This window comes from Cytobacillus kochii, from assembly GCF_044790165.1.
In the GTDB taxonomy this organism is placed as follows: domain Bacteria; phylum Bacillota; class Bacilli; order Bacillales; family Cytobacillaceae; genus Cytobacillus; species Cytobacillus kochii.
This window is the reverse complement of sequence record NZ_CP085254.1, coordinates 3518656-3540565: the sequence shown is the minus strand read 5'-3', so window position 1 is coordinate 3540565 and position 21910 is coordinate 3518656. Positions and strand designations below refer to the sequence as shown.

At 36.4% G+C, this 21910-nt stretch carries 20 protein-coding genes; 15 read left to right on the top strand and 5 right to left on the bottom strand.

Translation table 11 applies throughout. The features are described from left to right. Positions 1-176: 176 nt before the first annotated feature. From LG276_RS17980 to LG276_RS17970, 3 genes are all read left to right on the top strand, one after another. Entirely contained in the window at positions 177-2219 is a 2043-nt protein-coding gene (locus tag LG276_RS17980) for a catalase (RefSeq protein WP_224938800.1), read from the top strand. 446 nt (positions 2220-2665) lie between these two features. Further along, positions 2666-2899: a hypothetical protein gene (locus tag LG276_RS17975; protein ID WP_224938799.1), complete on the top strand. Its 234-nt coding sequence runs from the start codon at positions 2666-2668 to the stop codon at positions 2897-2899. Positions 2900-2923: 24 nt separating this feature from the next. Beyond that, positions 2924-4180, top strand: a complete 1257-nt coding sequence (locus LG276_RS17970) for an MFS transporter (RefSeq protein WP_251162531.1) — start codon at positions 2924-2926, stop codon at positions 4178-4180. A 78-nt stretch (positions 4181-4258) separates the two neighbouring features. Here LG276_RS17970 and LG276_RS17965 read toward each other — a convergent pair whose 3' ends face one another. Further along, positions 4259-5131, bottom strand: a complete 873-nt coding sequence (locus tag LG276_RS17965) for a TetR/AcrR family transcriptional regulator (RefSeq protein ID WP_095372205.1) — start codon at positions 5129-5131, stop codon at positions 4259-4261. Positions 5132-5285: 154 nt separating this feature from the next. On the opposite strand from LG276_RS17965, the gene LG276_RS17960 reads away from it, so the two are divergent. Further along, complete coding sequence (locus LG276_RS17960; protein WP_251162532.1) at positions 5286-6806, top strand: MDR family MFS transporter; 1521 nt, start codon at positions 5286-5288, stop codon at positions 6804-6806. A gap of 386 nt (positions 6807-7192) precedes the next feature. Here the strand turns inward: LG276_RS17960 and cysK are convergent, their stop codons facing one another. Beyond that, positions 7193-8122, bottom strand: coding sequence for a cysteine synthase A (cysK, locus tag LG276_RS17955; RefSeq protein WP_224938796.1), 930 nt, complete (start codon positions 8120-8122; stop codon positions 7193-7195). A 181-nt stretch (positions 8123-8303) separates the two neighbouring features. On the opposite strand from cysK, the gene thpR reads away from it, so the two are divergent. From thpR to LG276_RS17935, 4 genes are all read left to right on the top strand, one after another. Further along, positions 8304-8864 carry an RNA 2',3'-cyclic phosphodiesterase gene (gene thpR / locus LG276_RS17950; RefSeq protein WP_251162533.1) on the top strand — a complete coding sequence of 187 codons (561 nt, stop codon included), beginning with the start codon at positions 8304-8306 and terminating at the stop codon, positions 8862-8864. A 12-nt stretch (positions 8865-8876) separates the two neighbouring features. After that, complete coding sequence (locus tag LG276_RS17945; RefSeq protein WP_251162534.1) at positions 8877-9812, top strand: nuclease-related domain-containing protein; 936 nt, start codon at positions 8877-8879, stop codon at positions 9810-9812. Positions 9813-10493: 681 nt separating this feature from the next. After that, the gene (pulA, locus tag LG276_RS17940) at positions 10494-12620 is read left to right on the top strand and encodes a type I pullulanase (RefSeq protein WP_251162535.1); all 2127 of its coding nucleotides are present in this window, start codon (positions 10494-10496) and stop codon (positions 12618-12620) included. Between the two features lie 146 nt (positions 12621-12766). Then, entirely contained in the window at positions 12767-13558 is a 792-nt protein-coding gene (locus LG276_RS17935) for a phosphotransferase family protein (protein ID WP_095372211.1), read from the top strand. Here LG276_RS17935 and LG276_RS17930 read toward each other — a convergent pair. Further along, entirely contained in the window at positions 13546-13824 is a 279-nt protein-coding gene (locus tag LG276_RS17930) for a YtzH-like family protein (RefSeq protein WP_224938792.1), read from the bottom strand. The genes LG276_RS17935 and LG276_RS17930 overlap by 13 nt on opposite strands. Positions 13825-14040: 216 nt before the next feature. Between LG276_RS17930 and trmB the strand changes: the two genes are divergently transcribed. Beyond that, positions 14041-14679, top strand: coding sequence for a tRNA (guanosine(46)-N7)-methyltransferase TrmB (trmB, locus tag LG276_RS17925; protein WP_224938791.1), 639 nt, complete (start codon positions 14041-14043; stop codon positions 14677-14679). Positions 14680-15088: 409 nt separating this feature from the next. Further along, positions 15089-15931 (top strand): MBL fold metallo-hydrolase, encoded by an 843-nt coding sequence (locus LG276_RS17920; RefSeq protein WP_224938790.1) that lies wholly within the window; start codon positions 15089-15091, stop codon positions 15929-15931. Positions 15932-15997: 66 nt separating this feature from the next. On the opposite strand, the gene LG276_RS17915 is transcribed toward LG276_RS17920, so the two are convergent. Continuing rightward, entirely contained in the window at positions 15998-16309 is a 312-nt protein-coding gene (locus LG276_RS17915) for a PepSY domain-containing protein (protein ID WP_224938789.1), read from the bottom strand. A 201-nt stretch (positions 16310-16510) separates the two neighbouring features. Here LG276_RS17915 and LG276_RS17910 point away from each other — a divergent pair, with 201 nt between their 5' ends. Both LG276_RS17910 and LG276_RS17905 read left to right on the top strand, forming a co-directional pair. Continuing rightward, the gene (locus LG276_RS17910) at positions 16511-17584 is read left to right on the top strand and encodes a M42 family metallopeptidase (protein ID WP_224938788.1); all 1074 of its coding nucleotides are present in this window, start codon (positions 16511-16513) and stop codon (positions 17582-17584) included. Positions 17585-17696: 112 nt separating this feature from the next. Further along, entirely contained in the window at positions 17697-18209 is a 513-nt protein-coding gene (locus LG276_RS17905) for a DUF84 family protein (protein WP_224938787.1), read from the top strand. A gap of 138 nt (positions 18210-18347) precedes the next feature. On the opposite strand, the gene LG276_RS17900 is transcribed toward LG276_RS17905, so the two are convergent. Continuing rightward, positions 18348-18794 carry a YtoQ family protein gene (locus tag LG276_RS17900; protein WP_224938786.1) on the bottom strand — a complete coding sequence of 149 codons (447 nt, stop codon included), beginning with the start codon at positions 18792-18794 and terminating at the stop codon, positions 18348-18350. 476 nt (positions 18795-19270) lie between these two features. Here LG276_RS17900 and LG276_RS17895 point away from each other — a divergent pair, with 476 nt between their 5' ends. The 3 genes from LG276_RS17895 to LG276_RS17885 all read left to right on the top strand — a co-directional run bounded on the left by LG276_RS17895 (position 19271) and on the right by LG276_RS17885 (position 21775). Further along, on the top strand, positions 19271-20302 hold the full coding sequence (locus tag LG276_RS17895; RefSeq protein ID WP_251162536.1) for a PTS transporter subunit IIC: 1032 nt from the start codon (positions 19271-19273) through the stop codon (positions 20300-20302). Continuing rightward, complete coding sequence (locus tag LG276_RS17890; RefSeq protein ID WP_251162537.1) at positions 20302-20613, top strand: thioredoxin family protein; 312 nt, start codon at positions 20302-20304, stop codon at positions 20611-20613. Before LG276_RS17895 ends, LG276_RS17890 begins: the two co-directional genes overlap by 1 nt. A 352-nt stretch (positions 20614-20965) precedes the next feature. Beyond that, positions 20966-21775: a DUF1444 domain-containing protein gene (locus LG276_RS17885; RefSeq protein WP_224938783.1), complete on the top strand. Its 810-nt coding sequence runs from the start codon at positions 20966-20968 to the stop codon at positions 21773-21775. Positions 21776-21910 lie beyond the last annotated feature (135 nt).

Sequence of the window (21910 nt, the reverse complement as noted above, 5' to 3'; positions counted from 1 at the left end):
TCATAAAAGAAACCTGTATATAGGCGTTGGCATTAAAATGATCAATGTGTTGATTCCCTCTTTTTTATAATTATTATTTAAAAAAAATGATTATTTTTGTTTTAGAAAGAATAGGGAGGGTAAATAGAAACAACTATTCCTTAAAAATAATTACATAATAAAAGGAGAGAATCACTATGTCTAAAAATGATAAAGACAAACAACTTGAAAATTTTAGAAGTAATGACAATAAGGATAAAGACTTAACAACAAACGGTGGAGTAAAACTTTCAGAAGATGATCATTCTTTAAAAGCTGGTACAAGAGGTCCAACATTACTAGAGGATTTCCATTTACGTGAGAAGTTAACACATTTTGACCATGAAAGAATTCCTGAACGTGTTGTTCATGCAAGGGGGTTTGGCGCTCACGGTGAGTTTCAAGTTTATGATGATTCAATGAAGGCTTTCACGAAAGCGAAATTTTTAACTAATCCTCATACGACAACGCCTGTTTTTGTCAGATTTTCAACAGTTGTTGGTTCGCGTGGTTCACTTGATACGCCGAGAGATGCGAGGGGATTTGCAACGAAATTTTATACAGAAGAAGGAAATTATGATTTAGTAGGTAATAATATTCCTGTGTTTTTCATCCAAGATGGTATTAAATTTCCTGATTTAATTCACGCAGTGAAACCTGAACCGCATAATGAAATGCCACAAGCTGCTTCTGCACATGATACTTTTTGGGATTGGGTTTCGCAAAATCAGGAATCTGCCCATATGGTGATGTGGGTGATGAGTGACCGTGGTATTCCGCGAAGTTATCGTACAATGGAAGGATTCGGTGTTCATACATTTAGATTGGTTAATGATAAAGGCGAAGGTCACTTTGTTAAGTTTCACTGGAAACCAGTATTAGGCACACATTCTCTTGTTTGGGACGAGGCACAAAAGTTAGGAGGAAAAGACCCTGATTTCAATCGCCGTGATTTATGGGAGTCTATCGAAGCAGGCGACTATGCTGAATACGAACTTGGTGTGCAAATTTTAGAAGAGAAGGATGAATTTTCGTTTGATTTTGATATTCTGGATCCAACGAAGATTTGGCCAGAAGAAGAAATTCCGGTTCGTAAAATTGGTAAAATGACACTGAATCGCAATGTAGACAATGTGTTTGCTGAAACAGAACAAGTAGCCTTCCAGGTTGGGAATGTAGTACCTGGTATTGATTTTACGAATGATCCATTATTACAAGCAAGATTGTTTTCCTATACAGATACCCAACTCATTCGTTTAGGTGGTCCAAATTTCCATGAGCTACCTATTAATAGACCTGTTTGCCCTTTCCACAATAATCAAAGAGATGGTTATGGTCGCCAAACGATTAATACAGGACAAGCTGCTTATCATAATAATACCTTAGCAAATGGTTCGCCGAATACGGTTGAAGAATCTGAAGGTGGTTATGCTCACTATCAAGAAAAAGTAGAAGGTAGGAAAATTAGAGAACGAAGTGATAGTTTTGAAGATCACTTTAGTCAAGCTACACTGTACTGGAATAGCTTGAGCGATATAGAAAAAGAACATACGATTAGTGCTTTTCAATTCGAATTGAGTAAAGTGGAAAGCCATGCTGTAAAAGAGCGTGTAGTCGAAATGTTTAGTCACGTAAATAGTGATCTTGCTAATCGCATTGCTGAAAAAGTGGGTGTTGATGCAGTTGAAAATAATAATGAGACAACTACAGCGAAATCATCACCTGCACTAAGTCAACAAAACACAATCTTTTCAGCAGCTACACGTAAACTAGCAATCATTGTTACGGATGGATTTGAAGGTGAAAAAGCAAAGTCAATCATCAATGATTTGCAAGAAGCTGGTGTGAACCCATGTATTGTAAGTGACCGTCTTGGCACAATTAGAGGGAGTGGAGGAGTAGAGTTACAAGCAAAACATACATTTGCTAGTGACAGTTCAGTGGTATTTGATGGTGTGTATCTTATTGGTAGTGATGAAGTTGATGCAACCTTTAAGCATGATGCATTGCTGTTTATAGATGAAGCATACCAACACTTCAAACCAATCGCTGCTACTGGTGATGCCATCTATTGGATTAAAGATTTAGATTATCCTAGTGAAGAAGGCATTTTACTAGAAGAACAATCAGGTAATGATTTTGCGAAACAAATAATTGATGCTTTGTCCGCTCACAGATTTTGGAATCGGTCGCAAGTATAATGACTAAGTAGGAAAGCAGAGACGTCATCTAATGGTGTCTCTGTTTTTTGCGTTCAATAGTAAATTTAACTACATGTATCATCCTTTCTATCATACGTAGTTGTTTTATAGAGAATTTCTTCAATGATTATGATGTATTGTTTTTGAAATAGTTGTACTCTCAATTTCATTAATCAAATCATCATTATCTTCTCTTATCTGTTAGATACAGTATAGACGATTAGTGCCATCCAAACGCCGGTAATAGGTCTATTTTAAAAACTCCTTTATAAAATCAACCCCTCTCTTGTATTACTTATTATGCCTGATGATTAATAAATAGTTGAATACCTTAAGGTGTTATGAAAGCTTATACTAGTTGAATGATAATCAAATCATTGCTCACATGTGCCAGAAATAGAGTAAACTAGTCAATAACGGTTGTAACCAGAGGGGATGGAGTAAAATTGAGTGAACATCAAGTATCTATCATTGATTTTGCGAGGAGGGGACAATCTATTTATATTGTCCTACAAGGGTACGATGCACGATCCGATAAACCATTTGCAGGAGAAGTGAGAATTCTAGGGAATAACATATATGGTGATATGATTCATCCGAATAAGTCACTTTTATCTGAAAGCTGCCGTCAGTTTATTAAGGATACAATACGAAGAAAACTTCAAAATCAAGAAATATAAAATTTAACAAAGTGAGGGGAAGAAATGGGAGAACCGATTCAATCGAGTTATAGTGAGAGTGAAAGAGAGAGATTATATAAAAGAACTTTAACGGTTGTAAGTATTTCTCAGTTGTTTGGTGGAGCAGGTTTGGCTGCAGGCATTACGGTAGGAGCGTTATTAGCAGAGGATATATTAGGAACGCCTTCATATGCAGGCTTGCCAACAGCTTTATTCACGATTGGATCAGCAGTTACTGCTTTTATAGTAGGGAAAACTTCTCAATATTATGGCAGAAGAATTGGGCTTACTATAGGTTTTATTGTTGGTGGACTAGGAGCATTAGGGGTTGTTTTGGCAGCTATATTACAGAATATTTTTCTATTATTCTTTTTCTTATTCCTTTATGGAGCAGGTACGGCAACCAATTTACAAGCGAGATATGCCGGCAGTGATTTGGCTAATGAGAATCAAAGAGGAAAAGCAATTAGTTTAACAATGGTTATGACCACATTTGGAGCAGTATTAGGGCCCAATCTAGTTAATATTATGGGGGAGGTGGCAGGCCGATTAACCATTCCTCCTTTAGCTGGCCCGTTTTTATTATCTGCCCTTGCATACATAGCTGCTGGGATTGTATTGTTTATTTTATTACGCCCAGATCCATTTATCTTAGCGAAGCAATGGGTAGCTGAAGAAGAAAAACAAATGAGTAATTCCGTTATTGCTACCAAAAATGTAAATAAATATCATATCGTTGTTGGGGCAACAGTTATGATTTTAACACAGTTAATTATGGTAGCGATTATGACGATGACCCCTGTTCATATGCTTCATCATGGTCATACACTACAAGCAATCGGAGTGGTAATTGGCGTTCATATTGGTGCGATGTATTTACCATCTCTATTTACAGGTGTTCTAGTTGATCGATTAGGTAGATATTTTATTGCTATTGCTGCAGGTGTTACATTATTGTTATCTGGAATTACCGCTGCTAGTGTGCCTGAGGATTCTTTATTTGGATTAATCTTAGCTTTAGCTTTATTAGGGTTAGGCTGGAACTTCGGTTTAATCAGTGGAACGACATTAATTGTTGATGGAACAACCAATGAAAACAGAGCTCACATTCAGGGAAAAGTCGATGTGTTTATTGCCCTATCTGGTGCGACCGGTGGGTTGCTTTCGGGCATGGTTGTTGCTCATTCTAGTTATGCTACTTTAAGTATAGTTGGTGGATTGATTTCATTCATTTTAGTACCAATTGTCTTCTGGCCAAAGTTAGCAAAAGCAAATAGCTAATAGGAAATGAATAACCACGAACCAAATTCATTTGGCTCGTGGTTATTTTAGATAAAAGCAAAACTGTCCAAGCTGTTTTTATTTTGTTTGTAAATAGTACCAAATCAAATTTGTAAACGTATGAGCTTGTAGTTCGATCTCTGTCTTGTCTAGTGAGGTTTGGAAAGGTTTGAGTAAAGGTAACAGAACAGGTTTACGAATTCGATCTGCTTTTAATTCTGTTAATATCGCATCAAATAAATCTTGTTGATCTTCATCAAATTGGTGCTGTTCTTGCAATTGCTGAGCAAACTCAAAAATTTCTTCAATTTTGATAATCCGTTTATTTATATGAGTTCTTAGCTGATTAATAGCTGAATAATTGAGAAGAGAAACGCCACTAGATTTCATCGTTTGTAAAATCATCTCTAAATAAGATAGTGTCACATCAATAAGTTGTTTTAAATCATAAACATTGTTCGTAATTCTTTTCACAAATAGAAGGTGTTGGAGCATTCCAGTAAATAAGACAACTCCTTCAAACGCGTAATCTCTAGTGTCTTCTCCAAATACCTCAATAACTCTAAAAGTTAACCATTCCATATCGTACACTCTATGTTGTAAAACGAGTTTTTTTAAATCCTTTTCATTTGAATGCAATATCGCTTCAAACAATCGATGAAGATTACTGGCTTCTTGCAGTGTGTATAAAAGGGAGATTTGATCAATAAAGACGTCTCTATCTTTTGTATCTTTCCCCACTTGTAGTGCAATTCTTCTTTGACTTGCTTCATAGCGCAAATCCTCTAATATCTCAGCGATACAATCATTTTTTGTGGCGAAATAATTGTAGAATGTCCCTTTGGAAATATTTGCTGAATCAATAATATCTTGTACAGATGTTTGTTGAATCCCCTTTTCTTGAAACAGTTTCAATGCTGCATCTGCCACTTTCTTCTTCTTGTTATTCATCGTGTATTCCCCACCCTTATGGCTTTCATTATAGATTCTTAAGAAGAGAAATACAATGCAATTGAACTTTTAGTATAAATATGTTGACCAATTTATACTTTGGGTTTAAAATGGTTCAGTACTCGAAATAAAAAAATAAAAAGGATGAGAAAGTATGGATTCAAGTTTACAACCTCAAAAACCTCCGTATTTAATGCTTGCGATATTATTTGTCGGTGCGTTTGTGTCTTTCTTAAATAATTCATTATTAAATGTGGCATTGCCTAGTATTATGGTCGATTTAAATGTAGAAAATTATTCTACAGTTCAGTGGCTGGCAACTGGGTATATGCTAGTTAGTGGCGTGCTTGTTCCTGCTTCAGCATTCTTACTAACACGTTTTAAAAATCGTAGCTTATATATTTTCTGTATGTCTGTATTTACAATTGGTACAGCGATGGCTGCATTTGCACCAAACTTTGGTATGTTATTAGCAGGTCGCATGGTTCAGGCTGCAGGTGCATCCGTTATGGGGCCTTTATTAATGAACGTCATGCTTGTTAGTTTTCCTCGTGAAAAACGCGGTACGGCAATGGGTGTGTTTGGGTTAGTTATGATTACTGCACCAGCCATTGGTCCGACTTTGTCTGGGTATATTGTTCAATATCACGATTGGCGTGTTCTTTTTGAGATGATTTTGCCATTAGCAATCATCAGCTTATTACTATCTATTTGGAAATTAGAGAACGTTATGCCTCAAAATAAAAATGTGCAACTTGATTATTTTTCAGTCGTGCTATCTTGTCTAGGTTTCGGCGGCTTGCTTTATGGATTTAGTTCTGCAAGTGCTGATGGTTGGACAGATACATGGGTACTAACGACTTTAATTGTTGGTGGCATTTCACTTATTCTCTTTATTATTCGTCAAATGACAATGGAAAAACCACTATTAGATTTACGTGTATATAAATATCCGATGTTTGCACTGGGATCAGTGATTGCAATTGTTAATGCGGTCGCAATGTTTTCAGGTATGATCTTAACTCCAGCATATGTCCAGAGTGTTCGTGGAATATCGCCGCTCGATTCTGGTCTGTTAATGCTTCCAGGAGCAATTGTGATGGGAATTATGTCACCAATCACTGGTAAGTTATTTGATAAATTTGGACCGCGTATGTTAGCTGCTGTTGGTTTAATAGTGACAGCTATTTCAACTTATATGTTAGCTAATTTACAAATCGATACATCCTATAGTCATATTGTGATTATCTATGCGTTGAGAATGTTTGGTATGTCAATGGTAATGATGCCAATTATGACAAATGGTATGAACCAAATTCCAAATCGCTTAAATCCACATGGAACAGCAATAAATAACACAGCTCAACAAGTTTCGGGTTCAATCGGTACAGCTATATTAGTAACGATTATGAATAGTGTCACACAATCTGAAGCAGAAAGCTTAATGACAGGTGTAGACCCTACAACAATGACAGAAGCAACAACTGCTGCAGTTACTCAACAAGCGTTACTAGCAGGTATACAATATGCCTTCTATGTATCACTTGCCATTAATATTGTTGCACTTATACTCGTATTATTTATAAAACGAGTAGATACAAGTGAGGAAGCAGTACGTAAGTTAGAAGAAGAGGAAGACAATAGGCATTCAAAACAAGTGAGTGCAGAAGTATAAGAGAATGGCCATTCGATAAATCGAGTGGCCTTTTTTTTTGGTGTTCTAAACATAACGCATATGAGCGGGGAACACGCGAAAGAAATATTGGAGGATTTCTTTAGGGCACATTTGAAGCACAAGGTACATATTAAATGTGTGGTTTGCATATTACTCAGAAGCGAGAATGGGGATGAAAGCCGAGCAATGCGAACGTGCAAGTCATTTAGCAGGAAAGACACAAATGAAAACTAAAATAGGAAATTAGGGAATCAAATTGGATACACACGAGGTGTGAAAGCTTGGTAAACTTGGTTAACGGGGGATCGGTTTTTAATTTAGGAGTGTAATAATAAAAAAGCCGGACAAATCTACGATAGCATTCGTCCGGCTTTCTAGCTCTATATTCAAATTTTAAATAAATCACTTGATAAATATCGTTCACCTGTGTCACAAACAATGAATACAACGACATCATCTGGTGTGAAATCTTTAGCGACCTGTATCGCTGCGAAACAAGCAGCTCCAGATGATGGCCCGACAAGGATGCCCTCTTTTCGTGCGAGGTCTCTTGTTGTTTGATAGGCGTCTTCGTCTGTGATTTGATGTATTTCATCATAGACATTTGTGTTTAAGATATCTGGTATAAAGCCAGGACTCGTCCCTACTAATTTATGTTTTCCTGGTTCTCCACCGGAAAGCACAGGCGAACCTTTTGGTTCTACAACATGGACTTGGAGTCCCTTATAATAATCTTTCAATACTTCCCCGGTTCCTGTAATGGTTCCCCCTGTCCCTGCAGTAGCAACGAATGCAGACAAATCCTTACCTATTTGTTTCATCCCATCAATAATTTCAATAGCAGTTGAATGCCTATGCGCATCTGGGTTAGCATTATTTTCAAATTGCATAGGGATAAAGCTATTAGGAATTTGTTTAGCTAATTCTTTTGCTTTTCTAATTGAACCAGGCATTTTTTCATCTCCTGGTGTGAGAACAACTTCTGCACCGTACGCTTTTAATAAATTGATTCTTTCTTTCGTCATCGTATCGGGCATTACGAGTATACTTTTATATCCTCTAGCGGCAGCATTCATAGCCAGACCTATGCCTGTATTTCCGCTTGTAGGTTCAATAATTGTCGCCCCTGGTTTTAATAACCCTGCTTGCTCTGCTTTTAGAATCATATTATATGCTGCTCGATCCTTTACGCTTTTGCTAGGATTAAAAAACTCTAGTTTCCCATAAATAGTAGCCCCATTTTTAGGTCCAATTTTATTTAATTTCAATAGAGGGGTGTCTCCTATTAGTTGCGCTAAGTTTTCAACAACCTTCATTCAAGTCGCATCCTTTCTTCAATGCTTTACTCTTTATTATAGTTATATCATATTTAACTTATCAGTTATAAAGGAATTGCTTAAAGGCAAACATGACATCATACCTATGGAAAAATACTGAAATTCTTATCTGTTCTGATAAAATAGATATAGATAATCAAAAGGAATTGGGAGGATAAAGATGATGGAAAAGAGAAATCCTCATTACTTTTATGCGATTAGTATTCCAAGAAATATACAATTAATCATAAAGCAAAAATGTCTGGCAGTAGAGGCTGATTATCCCTTTAAAGATTGGGTCCATGAATGTGATTATCACATTACTCTTGCTTTCTTAGGGGGTGCTTCATTAGAAGTATTGGACGAAATGAACCGAGTGATAGTTAATGATTTAAAAAATATTTCCTCATTTACGCTGTATCTTGAAGGTGTTCAAACTTTTGGGCTTAAGGAACGCCCTCGTATTCTATGGTGTGATATACATAAAGAAAAGCAATTACATGAGATTCAATCAATTGTTAATCAAGTCTGTGAAAAGTATGGTTTCTCACGTGATAGAAGAAATTTCACACCACATATTACATTAGCTAAAAAGTGGCAAGGTGAAAATCAGTTCACACATTTTCCGCCTATTATGGAAACACCATTATCATTTGAAGCTACTGAAGTGGGTCTTTATGAAGTAAATACAGAGAGTAAGCCGAAATATAAAAGAATAACAACATTTTCATTAAAAAGTTAAGGGGGTAGTAGGGTGGGGCAGTTAATAAAAATTGTCGATTGTATTTCACGATATGAGCAGAATATTTATTTATATCCATCTAGATTTGTAAAATTAAAAAAACAACAATGGGAACTGTTGTTGACCCGTTTTGAAGAAGAAGGAAAAGAGTACCAACTCATAGAGAAAGAACCAGCTCAATATCATAAACCACGCTTGAAGGATAAGTTGCTCAATATTGTAAAAAGAAACAAAGAGACAATGATTGAAGAGGAAACGAATCATAATGAAGAGTCATTTTCATTTACCGCGGACTATCATGTGAGACCTACCTCAACAAAGGAACTTAAGCAAATGTACCTCGATCAATTATTTCGTACACAATTAAAATGGGCAAGCTCAACCTTGTTTTCTGAATCGTCTCTATCAAGAAGTTACTATTATAATGAACAGTTAAAATACTTGTTACAAAGGTTTCCAGATACATTCCTTGTCCTTTTTCAGCCGATACTAAAGCTAGGTCAAGCACCGGTTTCTCTTGATACAATTATTCTCACACCGACAGAAGTAATCTGTCTCCATTTTTTAGACGGTGCTGAATTAACGGCTTATACCGGAAGTGCTGGCCGATTTTGGTTAGCTAAAAAAGAAAATGAACAGAAAATTTTAAACCCATTGATCTCATTGAACAGAACAGTCACAGTAGTCAAGAAAATTTTGGACAAACATGATGTCACTTTACCTGTTCAAAAGGTCGTTCTTTGCCGAGAAGGATATATTGATTATCCATCAGTTCCCTTTGATGCTACTTTAATTGACCGGAAAGAGTATCCGTCTTGGTTCATAAATCAAAGACAAACAAAAGCACCGTTAAAAAGTCAGCAGTTATTAGCAGCACAAGCCTTGTTGACTTATGCGGAAAGGATATCATTTGAAAGATCTGAATGGAGTGACATAGGGGAAGGATGATGAATAGTCGATTATTGTCTATCCATACGTAAAAAATGAAATTAAATGAGTGTTTCACTCGTTCAGTCAAATGTAAGACAGTCAAGCCAAATACTGTTGTCAGGTAACAGGGTCCGAATAAAAGAGTGTTATTGGTTTGTAAGGCAGTGTTTGTACCATTCATGAACTACATAATGGATGGTATAAGAGCTCGGCTGTTAATCTGGCCTTTTTCCATATAGAGCGGGTAATAATTTGGCAAGAGGTATTTTGAAAGTCTATTCAGCTAAACAAGCACTTAAATCGCTGGTGAATAATATAGATAATGAAGAAGAGTTTGATATAGGGAGAATATGCGGATTAAATAACTCTACTCGCTATTTGTAAAAATAACGGGCTGTGTTTAATGCTCAAGTTCCCTATAAAGTGAATCGTTTTATAAACCGACAGCAATAGAACCTGAGACTTTTTGTTGGCGTTACATATAATTTCCGCAAATGTCGTTAGTAACTGTGGCGAGTACAGGGGTGGACATTATCATAATTGATTAATATTCTCACATTGCAAAGGAAAGTAGGGAAGTATAAAGAAGTGATGTCACATCTTGGACTTTCTATCTCCATGCGGCTTCCCGTTACACCTAAGAGATATTTCCAATCTAGCAAAGAGTAAAATAATTAAATGAAGGGATGGGGGAGTAATATGAATGATAGTAAGAAAGCATTTTATGCGTATATAGATCGATTAGATTTAATCACATTATTACTTCCTTATGATTATCACCAGGGCCATTCAAAGTATTTTACTTATATCCATCGTGATGAAAGTTACGAGCTTGTAATAGAAGGAATGGAAGAAATTAATGATTTTCGCAAATACTATTGCTCTTTTCCTCATCCTTTTCCATTTGGGGCGATAGGTTATATAGAAAGTGAACACGGAGATGTGATTGAGGTCGATATTGGGTCGGTGACAAGAACACCTGAATTTGATGAGCTCTTCAAATATGAAGGGCCTCTTGGATATGAATATCAACCGCATGCAACGACTTTTAAAGTATGGGCACCAACAGCAACTGCCCTACGATTAGAGTTACAGCATGGCGATGATTCAGAAATAATTGAACTAAGTAGGAAGCAAAAAGGCGTTTGGCAGGTTACTGTATCAACGGATGTACATGAATGGAGTTATTGCTACCACATATGTGTGAACGGGGTTTGGAGAGAAGCTGTAGACCCATATGTAAAAGCAATTACTCCGAATGGGCAATTAGGTGTCATTATTGATGAGAATCGATTTAAACATCCAAAAACAGCACGTCCATCCTTCTCAATGATGACAGATGCCATTATTTACGAAACGCATATTCGGGATTTAACCATTCATCCAAATAGCGGTGTCCGCCACAAAGGCTTATATAAGGGTATAGTTGAAGAGAACACTACTAACGTAAAAGGAGATTCTACAGGACTCAATTATATGAAAGAATTAGGTATAACACATATCGAATTTTTACCATTGAATCATTTTGCTGGAGTTGACGAGACAAGACCAGACGATTGTTATAATTGGGGATATAATCCTCTTCATTTTAATGTGCCACAAGGAAGCTATGCCTCTAATGCTGCCACTCCTTATACAAGAATAAATGAATTAATCGAACTCATTGATGTCATTCATCAAAATGGTATAAGGGTCATTTTAGATGTTGTCTATAATCATGTGTATGAAAGAGAAACTTCCTCTTTTGAAAAAATTGTTCCAGGCTATTATTTTAGACATGATCTAAATGGTACTCCATCAAATGGTACAGGTGTCGGAAATGATATCGCATCTGAAAGGCATATGGTAAGAAATTTTATTGTTGATTCGATTACTTATTGGACCAACACTTTTAAGGTTGATGGTTTTCGATTTGACTTAATGGGTATTTTAGATGTGACAACGATGAAACTTATCCGGAAAACGTTAGATAGTATTGATTCGACAATCCTTGTTATCGGTGAAGGTTGGGACTTAAATACACCTCTCGCTAAAGAAGAGAAAGCGAATATTCATAATCAAGATAGGCTTGGTGCCATTGCACAATTCAATGATCAGTTTAGAGATGGAATAAAAGGGAATACATTTAATCTATACGATTGTGGATATGCACTTGGTAATCACTATTATTATCAAACAGCTAAAACGGTATTGAAGGGGAGCATTGGTCAACAAGGGATATTTAATGAACCATTTCAGACGGTTAATTATGTAGAAGTACATGATAATCATACTTTGTGGGATAAAATCCATATATGTTTTCCTGAAGACACAGATGAAAGTAAAAGACTAAGACATCGATTAGCAACAGCGATGGTTCTTCTTGCCCAAGGGATTCCTTTCTTGCACAGTGGTCAAGAGTTCTTTCGGACAAAAAACGGTGAAGGGAATAGTTATCGTTCACCTGATTGTGTGAATCAATTGGATTGGATGGCTAGGAGTAAGTATAAAGAGAATGTTGAATATGTAAAAGGATTAATTGCTTTCAGAAAAAAGTATGCGATTTTACGTTTATCCAGTACGAAGCAAATTAATGAAGCGGTAAATTTTCTAGATATTGAAAAACCACTACTGGCGTATTTACTTTCACATCATAAGTTTAATGAGGATGTATTATGTTATTTTAATCCAACTGAAAAGGAATATGAAATTTCCTTACCATATGGGCAATGGCAATTATTTGTCACCCAAAATCAAGCCTCTCCTCATTCGTTAGGTAACTATTCTAATATTACTTTGCCTCCATTTTCCTGCTATTGTTTTGTTCAGGAAAAAGTAACTTGCTAAAAACTCTTGAAAGAGATAAAATTTATAAAGATAGCTATTGTTGAATTTGTATCAATAGCTATTTTTATTTTCAGATGAAACTTTAAGTGTGAAATTGTTTAATACAGCTATTCATAAATGGCGTAGTAAATTGCAGGTGAACTATTTTGGAAAATTTATTCGGGGATGACTGGCGGATTATCCCGGCTGGTGGTGCAACTGGAGAAGCCTATTATGCACAACATGATGAACAGCGATTATTTTTAAAAAGGAATTCTTCTCCTTTTCTAGCCGTGCTTTCTGCTGAAGGAATTGTCCCGAAGCTTGTTTGGACGAAAAGGATGGAGAATGGAGATGTATTTACTGCTCAGCAATGGATGAGTGGTAGTGAGCTTAGGCAATCGCAAATGAATAGCGAGCGCGTAGCCAAGCTGCTAAAGAAGATTCACTCATCAAAACCATTGCTTGCCATGTTAACTAGGTTAGGGAAATCGGCCATACATCCAGAGACAGTATTACAATCACTATTAACGGAATTGGATCAAGACTTATTGGAAATTCCATTAGTAGCTGAGTCACTAACATTTTTAAAAGACACAGTGAATGCGATTGAAACGGATGTAACGACTGTGTGTCATTGTGATGTAAATCATAATAATTGGCTATTATCCGAGGATAATCAGTTGTTTTTAATAGATTGGGATGGAGCAATGATCGGTGACCCGGCTATAGATATAGGCACATTATTATATGCCTATATTCCATATGAACAATGGAGTGAGTGGCTTCAGTTATATGGCATGGTGTTGACGGAAGATTTGCGATTGCGTATGAAGTGGTATGCATTGTTCCAAGCCTTGGATAGTATTCAATGGCATAAAAGTAAATTCCGTTTTCAGGAAATGAATAATCTAATCCAAGGGCTGGAAAGAAGGCTTCATTTAGATTATATTAGTTGATTCATTGTGTCGACCCATTGAGAGAGATCCTCTTTGCTAGAAGAAATATGCTCGTTTAGGTCAGATGATACTATACCGTTTTTACTATATTGATCAACATCATTTAATAAAGGAAGTAAATCTTGATGAATAGTTTCTTGGTTTTGTAGGGATTGTACAAGCCTAGCAATTTGTTCACATTCTGATTTGGAGCCACAGGCATCTGTGTGATGGTTCCTTAATAGATCCTGCAGCAATGTTAATTGGTCTTTTTGACTAATTGGCATTTTACTCACCCTTTTTCTTTTTATGGAATCACAACTAGATTGTGATTCCTTTCGTTTTTTATACATACAAAAAACCGTAATGACAAAAGAGGTTTCACCATGGGAAGTAGTGAGTATCTCAAAAACTGCATAGTAAGATACCCTTATAAAGGAGCTTGCACACTTTTACATTGCATGTTATCTTTTGAAAGATGAATTGAATATAGAGGTGTAATTATGCGACAAAGAAATAAACCGTGGGCGAGAGAAAAACTTGCCAATTATCCACAATACATTATCCAAGAGCCAAAAGAACAAAAAGGAAAGTGGCAAGCGTGCTTTGGTAATAATCGTCCACTTCATATCGAAATTGGTACTGGAAAAGGTCGTTTTATTACTGGAATGGCAAAACAGAATCCTGAGGTTAATTATATTGGTATTGAATTAGCGGAGAGCGTCATTGTAAGTGCGCTTGATCTTATTATTGAAGAAGAATTACCGAATGTAAAATTGATGAATATCGATGCAGCAGAGTTACGGGAGGTATTTGAGAAAGGGGAAGTTGATCGGATTTATTTAAACTTCTCAGATCCGTGGCCTAAAAAACGACATGCAAAAAGAAGACTAACTTATCAAACATTCCTATCTCTTTATGAAGATATTCTTCCTCCTCAAGGAGAGATTCATTTTAAAACAGATAACCAAGGTCTTTTCGAATATTCTTTAATGAGTTTTTCTCAATACGGTATGATATTGAAATATGTCAGCTTAGACCTTCACCAAAGTGATTATGAAGGAAATATAATGACAGAGTACGAAGAAAAGTTCTCGAATAAAGGTAGTCGTATTTTCCGATGTGAAGTGCAATATCGATAAGGTGAAAATGCCACTTCACTAAGAAAGGCTCAGAAAATAGTAATAGGTCTTTATCGTCACGTTGTGTTGGTGATAAAGGCCTTTTTCGCTTCTCTAATCATGTTTCATTGCGTTGACTGGATAACAAGAGTATGTGTTCAAAGAGAATACGAGTTCTGTACAAAGTCGAATAAAGGTGAAAAATGATAAATTGTAAGATATCGAGCCTGTAACGGAAGTCACGGAAAGAGAGCTTCTATGTGAACGATGAATTGCTATTTCTTTTCCTTACTTCACAGTTTTTTAGTGACTATACCCAGCGGCTCAACTGAACTTGTTTTTTCTTTTTTAAATGGAAGACTGTTTAATGTTAGATTTCTTAATATTGCGTAAATATGATAGACTAATGGTGTGAAAGGGAGGGAAAAGAATGGAGACTTTACAAATAGACGATATAAAATTAACTTGGCTTCGTGGTGGTGTCAATCATCTAGATGGGGGAGCGATGTTCGGTGTCGTTCCGAAGCCATTATGGTCCAAAAAGTATCCTAGTAATGAAAATAACCAAATTGAGCTACGAACAGATCCAATCCTCATACAATGGAATGATCAATTGCTATTAGTTGAAAGCGGTTTAGGGATTGGAAAGTTTACAGATAAACAAAAGCGGAATTACGGTGCATGGGAAGAATCGTTTATTGAGGAAGACTTAAGGCAACTAGGTTTTACAACATCGGATATTGATTATGTTCTTATGACCCATATGCATTTTGATCATGCTTGTGGTTTGACTAAATTAGAAGGAGAATCCTATCATTCTGTATTTCCGAACGCGAAGATTATTTGTTCACAAATCGAATGGGATGAAATGAGAAATCCGAATATTCGCTCACGTAATACATATTGGAAGGAAAATTGGCAGAGTATACAAGAACAAGTAATAACATTTGATAAAGAATGGAGTATGGGACCTGTTCAAATGATTCACACAGGCGGCCATAGTGATGGACATAGCATCATTATCATTGAGGGAAAAGAAGAGTTGCTTATACATATGGCTGATATTATGCCAACACATGCGCATCAAAATGTGCTATGGGTATTGGCGTTTGATGATTATCCGATGGATTCTATCTCTGCAAAACAAAAGTGGATGAAAATTGGATTAGAAAAAGAAGCTTGGTTTAGTTTTTATCATGATGCTTTTTATCGAGCGGTTAAATGGGATCAAGAGGGGAAAGAAATCATCGCAGAAATTAAAAGAGCCAAATAAATAATGAATGCCTGTGCCCATCAACGCATCTGCGTCGATGAGGCTCAGCGCTCATTTAGGAATAAATTAAATAGGATAAGCGTCAATAATGACACCTGTTTTTGCATCGGCAACAAATTCATATTGTTTTACATCTTCACCAGTATATCTGGATATGCCGCCTTTATACACTTCATAATTTAACTCTTCCTTTTGATAAGGTTCTTTTTCCATATGAATCCATGAACCACTTATTTCCCCATTCTCCTTAAAGGCATCTTTCGCATTTTGTAATGCCTTCTCAGGTGACGCTGCTATTTTCTCTGTCATTACTTCGCGCGTAATATATCCTCCAACAAGACCGACCCCTACACCTAAAACAAATGATTTCCAACTCATAATTAAACCTCCATTATTAAAAAGTATCTACATAATCTTTTAGATGTTTTGCTAGTGCTAATTGCTTCACTTTTATCTTAGCAAAGATTTGAATATTTAAAAACTAATTAACTTTCCTAATGGTGGCACCCGTCATAAAAGTTATGTAGAATGGTAATATACATAGGATTCAATATAGTCAAATAATAGGAGTGGGAAATAATGAATGAGAAGACCTTAGAACTATTTAAAACATTAACAGAACTTCCCGGAGCAGCTGGTAACGAACACTTAGTTAGAAATTTTATGAGAGAAGAGCTTAGTAAATATTCAGATGAAATTGTTCAAGATCATTTAGGAAGTATTTTTGGTGTGAAAAAAGGTGCTGAAACAGATCCTACGATTATGGTTGCAGGTCATATGGATGAAGTAGGTTTTATGGTAACTGCTATCACAGATAATGGCATGATCAGATTTCAAACATTAGGTGGCTGGTGGAGCCAGGTATTATTAGCACAAAGGGTGCAGATTATGACTGCTAACGGTCCGGTAATTGGGGTAATTGGTTCTATTCCTCCTCATTTATTAGATGATACGGCAAAAAATAAGCCGATGGATATAAAGAATATGTTGATTGATATCGGGGCTGACAATAAAGAAGATGCAAGAGAAATCGGTATCAAACCAGGACAACAAATTGTTCCTATTTGTCCATTTACACCAATGGCGAATCCGAAGAAGATTTTGGCGAAGGCTTGGGATAATCGCTATGGGTGTGGTCTTGCTATCGAATTGCTTGAGGAGATAAAAGATGAGAAACTACCTATTAATTTATGGTCTGGTGCGACTGTACAAGAAGAAGTAGGCTTAAGAGGTGCAAAAACAGCTGCTAATATGATTAACCCGGATCTTTTCTTTGCGCTTGATGCGAGTCCTGCCAATGATATGACTGGTAAAAAGGACGAGTTCGGACAGTTAGGGAAAGGTACATTATTAAGAATACTTGATCGCTCAATGGTTACACATCGCGGTTTGAGAGAATTTATTCTAGATACGGCTGAAAGTCATCAGATTCCATATCAATACTTTGTTTCTCCTGGCGGAACGGATGCAGGTAGTGTTCACTTAACAAATAATGGTGTCCCAAGTGCAGTTGTTGGTATTTGTTCAAGATACATTCATACGCACGGTTCAATTATCCATATAGATGATTATGCTGCTGCGAAAGAACTACTTGTCACATTGATAAAATCACTTGATCGCACAACAGTTGAAACCATTCGTCAAAACAGTTAGAATTTCAAATAAGTAACATGGGACTTCTTTACAAGAGGTCCTTTTTAAGTTTTGCACTGGCAATGAGTATATCAGGATGATTTTTAATATATTTATTTTAGGAGGGGCTATCATGAAGATCTATATTGGATCGAAAAACCCTACAAAAGTACAGGCCGTTAAAAATATTTTTATTGAAAATAGTGATGTTATTGCTGTTGATGTTGCATCTAATGTAGCTAAACAACCAATGACTGATCAAGAAACGATTCAAGGAGCAATTAACAGGGCGAAGGGAGCCTTATATGAAGGCGATGGAGTCATTGGCATTGGCCTAGAAGGTGGTGTACAGCAAACAGATTATGGTCTATTCTTATGCAATTGGGGTGCACTTGCAGTGGAAGGGCATACGCCAATTGTTGCAGGTGGAGCAAGAATTCTTTTACCAGATTCTATAGCGCAGCGTCTGATTGAAGGTGAGGAACTGGGACCAGTCATGGATGATTTTACGAATAAAAATAATATCCGTAGCCAAGAAGGAGCAATAGGGGTATTTACAGGAAATCAAATCAACCGCGAAGAAATGTTTACCCATCTTGTTAAGCTATTGTATGGTCAATGGCAATATCGCAATAGTGGTGAATAAAGCCTTACGCAATAAATTAACCAGCCCATTTTATTTTGGGGCTGGTTTTTTTATGGGATACATATGGTGTGTTTTATGCAAAAGTCTTTATCAAAAATATACCTACCACATGAATGGTGGCAGGTAGGGAGTAGTCTACTATTTTTCCTCAAAAATATAAGAAAGTACTTTAATGGCCTGATTAACCGTTTCCACTGTAACATTTGCTTTACTTGATAATTCTTTCAGAGGGTGGTGGAGTTCTTCTGGCCGAATGAGGATAAGCGGTTTGTTTTGGTTGATAGCTGCACTTGCATCCATAGCAGTATTCCATTGCTTATACTTTTCGCCAAATAAGGCAATCACTAAATCAGATTTTTTCAATAATAGCTCAGTGCGTAAATTATTGATATTTGAAGCTGCTTCGTCTTTGAAAATAGCATTAGGCTGCTTACCAAGGATCTCCTCTCCAATGAAGTCACTGCGATCGTGATTCTCCATAGGTCCGAAAAAATGAACCGGTAGCTGTAGTGATTTGACTTTATCCTTCAGTTCTTCACGCCAGTTAGAATGAATTTCCCCAGCTAAATATACATTCAGTTCCATTGTCTTCCTCCTCTACACTTTTACTTATTCTAACATCAAATGGATTGATAGTGAAAATATGTGCACTGCTTATTTTGTTTGATACTGTTAGTGCTAAATGGCCATTTTCTGTTCCCATGCTTCATCCTTTCTAATAATAATCGTTACCCTTTACAATCGCGTATGTAGATAGTCTATTTCATTTCACTATCAGCAGGCTTGTATGAGGCTATTTCTAATGGTATTAACTATTTCATCAACTGAAGTATGAATATGAGAAGAAGAAGAAAGAATGTGGACAAGTATCTACTGAATGTTTTGGAAGAAAAACAAATGGTCATACCATTCATTGGATTTTTGAATGGTATAAAACTTTAAGGTTGTTTACTCCCTCTATTAACATCTTAATGAAATAAAAAAATAGATATTACATATGTCTTTACATGTGATAAGATAATATGGTGTTAAATGAACATAATGATGGAGGATTTATACTTATGAACGCTTTTCTTAATAAGAAGGGAGTAAAACTGTCTCTAAAAGTATATTTTATAGACGCTATGGGGAGTATGGCTTTAGGATTGTTCTCCACTTTAATTATAGGGTTGATTATTAAGACGATTGGTGAACAATTACAACTAGGCATGATTTCTAATGTAATGATTGAAATGGGTACAATGGCGATGGGGTTAATGGGTCCTGCGATTGGGGTTGCTATTGCGTATAGTTTAAAAGCGCCTCCTCTCGTCTTGTTTGCTTCTTTATTAAGTGGGGCTGCTGGTGCGGTATTAGGTGGACCAGCAGGTAGCTTTGTTGCAGCAATCATCTCTACTGAACTAGGCAAACTAATTAGTAAGGAAACAAAGCTTGATATTATTGTGACACCTTTTGTTGTTGTGTTTTCCGGATATAGTGTAGCGACTTTAATTGGTCCTTTTATAGATCTTGGAATAAAAAATCTTGGTGCATTGATTATGTGGGGGACAGAGCAGCAACCACTGGTGATGGGAATGATTGTAGCTGTACTAATGGGTCTCGCTTTAACAGCCCCTATATCAGCAGCAGCTATTGCGATGATGCTTGATTTAAATGGTATAGCTGCAGGAGCGGCAACAATTGGTTGTGCTGCTCAAATGGTTGGATTTGCTGTCTCGAGTTATAGGGAGAATAAATTTGGTGGCCTTGTTGCACAAGGGCTAGGAACTTCTATGTTGCAGGTGCCAAATATTATGAGAAATCCATTCATACTCATCCCACCCACAATTGCAGGGCTTTTACTTGCGCCAATTGGCATCATTTTTTTTAATATGGAAAGTATTGCTGCTGGTGCGGGGATGGGTACGAGTGGCTTAGTCGGCCAAATAATGACTTTTACAACAATGGGATTTAATCTTACTGTACTATTAAAAGTGATTTTAATACATTTTATTGGACCTGCAATCATTAGCTTGATAATATCAGAATATATGAGAAAAAAAGGCTGGATTAAATTCGGCGATATGAAGCTTGATATGGGAGATGAAAAATAATGAGAAAATTAGCGTCAATGGAAGAATATGAGCAATTAAAAGGAAACGGAAAATATATTTTAATGTTTTCAGCACAGTGGTGCGGGGATTGCCGGTTTATTGAACCGTTTATGCCTGAAGTAGCTGATAAGTATAAAGAGTTTACATTTATTTATGTAGATCGCGATGCGTTCATCGATCTTTGTGTGGAACTTGATATTTTCGGTATTCCGAGCTTTGTAGCTATCGAAAATGGTAAAGAGCTTGGTCGTTTTGTCAGTAAGGATCGTAAAACACAGGATGAAATTGAGCAATTTATTGCAGCGCTTTAAAAATAGATTTGCACGGCTCCTTATAAGGGGCCGTTTTTTATTCTTACAATATGAATTTGGAGATAATCGGTGTTATTTCTTGTTCACACCACGAATTGTATCAATGACAATCTTGTTTGAATGGGCAAATGAATCCAACCTGTAATCAGATAAATGGTATTTTGTTCATTCCTTTATATCTTTTTTCGCTTTTCCCACGAAATAGGCTGGTTGTTTGGATAGGATAGATGATGAAGATATTTGTTCTACATGGATAATAGCCATATCATTCGTTATGAAGCGGGACACTTTTGTTTCTGTTCATTTTAGTGTAAACTAAGTACCGAAATCTTCCCTGTAAGGAGGGATAAGAATGAAGAATAAAATGACAAGTAAGCGTATGAAAGAGGAATTAGAAAAGCGTCTTCATAAAGAGGATCGCCTAATGACTTTCGATAGAGAAAAAGATCAATTACGTATAGAAAATAAACATACTGGCAAAGGGATAACGATAGAATTGCCTGGCATTGTTGCGAGATATCAAGAGCAAAAGGAAAAAGCGATTGATGAGGTTGTTTATTATGTAGAAGAAGGCTTAGAAGCCATGACAGGAGAACAACGTTTTTCCGGTAAAGAAAAAAACATTTTTCCCGTTATTCGCTCAACTTCCTTTCCACTAGAAACAGGTGATGAAGTACCCTTTGTATATGATGAGCATACCGCAGAAACACGAATTTTTTATGCGCTTGACTTAGGGAGCACTTACCGATTAATTGATGAAAAATTGCTTCAAAAAGAAGGCTGGGAAAAAGAGCGAATAAAAGAAGTTGCTCAGTTTAATGTTCGGTCGCTTTCAACAGAAATGAAAATAGATCAAGTAGCTGGCAACGATTTTTATTTCCTCAATAAAAAAGATGGGTATGATGCTAGTCGTATCTTAAACGAGTCTTTTCTCAAAAATATGGCGACAAAGGTCAAAGGAAATATGGCTGTAGCTGTTCCTCATCAAGATGTATTAATTATTGCTGATATTATGAATGAAACAGGATACGATATCTTGGCGCAAATGACAATGAGCTTTTTTGCAAGTGGTCATGTACCAATTACAGCTCTGTCTTTCTTATATGAAGATGGGGAGTTAGAACCAATATTTATTCTAGGCAAGAATAAAAAGAAACAATAACCATGGAAATGGGTCGCTATAGGCGGTCCATTTTTCATTTGTGTGTCATCTTTTTCAATGATATCAAAAACTTATCAAAGATAACTCAGATTATATAATTGCTATCATTCTTAGTAGGTTTACTGATAGAATGTA